We start from the raw sequence: 3,465 nt of genomic DNA, 5'->3' as shown, positions 1-3,465 counted from the left end.
ACGCCGGCGGGAACGGCAACGGCAACGCCGGCGGCAACGGCAACGGCAACGCCGGCGGCAACGGCAACGGCAACGCCGGCGGCAACGGGAACGGCAACGCCGGCGGCAACGGCAACGCCGGCGGCAACGGCAACGGCAACGCCGGCGGCAACGGCAACGGCAACGCCGGCGGGAACGGCAACGGCAACGCCGGCGGCAACGGGAACGGCAACGGCAACGCCGGCGGCAACGGCAACGGCAACGGGAAGGGCAAGGGCGGCCCCCGCCGCTGACGCCACCCCGCCCACCCGGCGTACGACGCGGAAGGGCCCCGGTCGACGATGTCGACCGGGGCCCTCGCGCGGAGCAGCGCCGAGCGGCTACTCGGCAGCCGGGGCGATCTCGGCCTCGACCCGGAGCTCGCCGTCCTCGGTGGCGGTGAAGACCAGGTCGCCGGTGATCTTGCCGCTGCGGCGCAGGTCGGAGGCGGCCCGCTCGGCAGCCTCGACCACGGCGGCAGGTCCGCTGACCTCCACCCGGGACAGGGGGGTCTTCATGCTGGCCTTGGCCTGCGACTTCGCGCCGCGGATGCCGATCAGGGCGGCAGCGACGGCGTCCAGCACCGACGGGTCGGCGGCAGCGGCGGAGCCCAGGTCCAGCTCGGTGGGCCAGGCGGCGTGGTGGATCGAGCCCTCCTGCCACCACGACCAGACCTCCTCGGTCACGTAGGGCAGGAACGGCGCGAGCAGCCGCAGCTGGACCTCGAGCGCGATCGCGAGGGCGGCCTTGGCCGAGGCGGTCGCCTCACCGCCCTCCTCGTCGTAGGCGCGCTCCTTGACCAGCTCGAGGTAGTCGTCGCAGAACTCCCAGAAGAACTTCTCCGTGACCTCGAGGGCGGTGGTGTAGTCGTAGGCCTCGAACGCCTCGGTGGCGCGCCGCACGACCAGCGCGAGCCGCCCGAGCAGGGCGCAGTCGACCGGCTCGGAGACGGCGTAGGCGTTGGTCTTGGTGGCACCGACGTTGCCGAGGACGAACTTGGAGGCGTTGAGCACCTTCATCGCCAGTCGGCGACCGACCTTCATCTGGGTCTCGTCGAAGGGGGAGTCCAGTCCGGGGCGGGCCATCGCGGCGCGCCAGCGCACGGCGTCGGCGCCGAACTTCTCCAGGATCTCGGTCGGGACGACCACGTTGCCCTTGGACTTCGACATCTTCTTGCGGTCGGGGTCGAGGATCCAGCCCGACAGCATGGCGTGGCTCCACGGGACCTGGCCGTGCTCGAAGTGGGAGCGCACGACCCGGCCGAAGAGCCAGGTGCGGATGATGTCGTGGCCCTGGGTGCACAGGTCCATCGGGAAGACCCGCTCGAACAGGTCGGGGTCGCTCTCCCAGCCACCCGCGATGTGCGGGGTCAGCGAGGAGGTGGCCCAGGTGTCCATCACGTCGGGGTCGCCGATGAAGCCGCCCGGCTTGCCGCGCTGCGCCTCGTCGTACCCGCTCGGGGCGTCGGTCGATGGGTCGACGGGCAGCTGCTCCTCACGGGGCAGCAGCGGGTGGTCGTAGTCCGGCTCGCCCTCGGCGTCGAGGGGGTACCAGACCGGGAACGGGATGCCGAAGAAGCGCTGACGCGAGATCAGCCAGTCACCGTTGAGGCCGCCCACCCAGTTGTCGTAGCGGTGCTGCATGTGGGCCGGCAGCCAGGTGATCTGGCCACCGTCCTCGATCAGTTCCTGGCGCAGCCCGGCGTCGCGGCCGCCGTTGCGGATGTACCACTGGCGGGTCGAGACGATCTCCAGCGGCTTGTCACCGCGCTCGTAGAAGTTCGCCATGCGCTGCGTGGGCTTGGGCTCGCCGTCGAGGTCGCCGCTCTCGCGCAGCATCGCGACCATCTCTTCGCGGGCCGAGAAGACGGTCTTGCCGGCCATGCGCTCGTACGCCGCGGACGCCTGCTCCGAGGACAGCCACTCGGGCGTCTCGCGGGCGAGCCTGCCGTCGCGCTGGATCACGGTGCGCACCGGCAGCTGCAGCTCGCGCCACCAGGTGACGTCGGTGAGGTCACCGAAGGTGCAGCACATGGCGATGCCCGCGCCCTTGTCCATCTCCGCGGCCGGGTGCGCCACGACGGGCACCTCGACGCCGAAGACCGGGGAGGTCACGGTGGTGCCGAAGAGCGGCTGGTAGCGCTCGTCGTCGGGGTGGGCGATGAGCGCCACCACCGAGGGGATCAACTCGGGACGGGTGGTCTCGATGTGGACCGGGGTGCCGTCAGGGCGGTGGTAGGCGACGCGGTGGTAAGCGCCGGCGTACTCCCTGGCCTCGAGCTCGGCCTGGGCCACGGCGGTCTGGAAGGTGACGTCCCAGAGGGTAGGCGCTTCCTGGAGGTAGGCCTCGCCGCGGGCGACGTTGCGCAGGAACGCGCGCTGGCTGACGGCCTGGGCCTTCTTGCCGATCGTCGTGTACTGCTGGTCCCAGTCCACGGAGAGGCCGAGCGTGCGCCACAGCGACTCGAAGACCTGCTCGTCCTGCTCGACCAGCTGCTCGCACAGCGCCACGAAGTTCGGCCGGCTGATCGGGACCTGCTTCTTCGGGCCCGGCTTCTCCGGCGGGGTGAAGTCGGGGTCGTAGGGCAGCGAGGGGTCGCACCGCACACCGAAGTAGTTCTGGACGCGGCGCTCGGTGGGCAGGCCGTTGTCGTCCCAGCCCATCGGGTAGAAGACCGACTTCCCGCTCATCCGCTGGAAGCGGGCGATGAGGTCGGTGTGGGTGTAGGAGAAGACGTGGCCCACGTGCAGCGACCCGCTGACCGTCGGCGGCGGGGTGTCGATGGAGTAGACGTTCTCCCGGGGCTGGGTGCGGTCGAAGGCGTAGGTGCCCTGCTCCTTCCAGCGCTGCGCCCAGGTCGTCTCGAGACCCTCGAGCGCGGGCTTGTCCGGTACCTCGACGGCACGGGTGTCCGTGCTCGTCGGGTCGGGGGCCTGCTGCGTGGTCTCGGTCATGGGGAGAATCCTAGGAGCCGAGGTGCTGGGGGCTGACACCAGTTCCTGGCCGAGTGGCACCTGTCGATTGAGGAGGCGCGCCAGCGACATGGGTTCGGCGGTTGAGGAGGCGCGCCAGCGCCGTCTCGAAACCCCGCACGCCGACAAGCAGCCTGTGGACAGCCGGGCCGGGTCGGGCCGGTCGGTCACGGTCCGGTCTCGATGCTCAGATCCCTTGTGGACAGCGGTCCTGAGCGTCTCGGAATGAAGCTCCTATGTCTGGTCAAGCGGTCGCGAGCCATGCTCGGTAGCGGCTGACGACCTCGGGGGTGACGAACTGGCCGCGTTCTGTGCGGCTGATGGTCACCGGGGCAAGTCCGAGTGCGACGGCGGCCGCGCCGATGGTGATGTTCTTGGCTTGTCGGGCTGGGCGCAGATCGTGGACGCCGAGGTCCTGGTGTGGACGGGTCAGCTGCTTGAACATCTCGCGTGCGATTGCTCGCTTGAGCAGTCG

The 3,465-nt window shown here is 70.5% G+C and carries 3 protein-coding genes; 1 reads left to right on the top strand and 2 read right to left on the bottom strand.

Annotated features, from left to right (window positions below; genetic code table 11):
* On the top strand, nucleotides 1-272 hold a 272-nt coding region (locus tag ACYVID_RS00015; RefSeq protein WP_460733212.1), incomplete at its 5' end, for a hypothetical protein.
* Between the two features lie 87 nt (nucleotides 273-359).
* Here the strand turns inward: ACYVID_RS00015 and valS are convergent.
* Nucleotides 360-2,972 (bottom strand): valine--tRNA ligase, encoded by a 2,613-nt coding sequence (gene valS / locus ACYVID_RS00010; RefSeq protein ID WP_460733210.1) that lies wholly within the window; start codon nucleotides 2,970-2,972, stop codon nucleotides 360-362.
* A gap of 262 nt (nucleotides 2,973-3,234) precedes the next feature.
* Nucleotides 3,235-3,465: hypothetical protein (locus ACYVID_RS00005; RefSeq protein ID WP_460733208.1), on the bottom strand; the 231-nt coding region annotated here is incomplete at its 5' end.

Source organism: Nocardioides ginkgobilobae (genome assembly GCF_054781275.1).
Note: the sequence above shows the minus strand (reverse complement) of the source record. Positions and strands in the feature narration are given on the sequence as shown.

What these genes read in the sequence shown, in the direction of transcription:
- valS (WP_460733210.1), bottom strand. Translation starts at nt 2,972, where the DNA reads ATGACCGAGACCACGCAGCAGGCCCCCGACCCGACGAGCACGGACACC.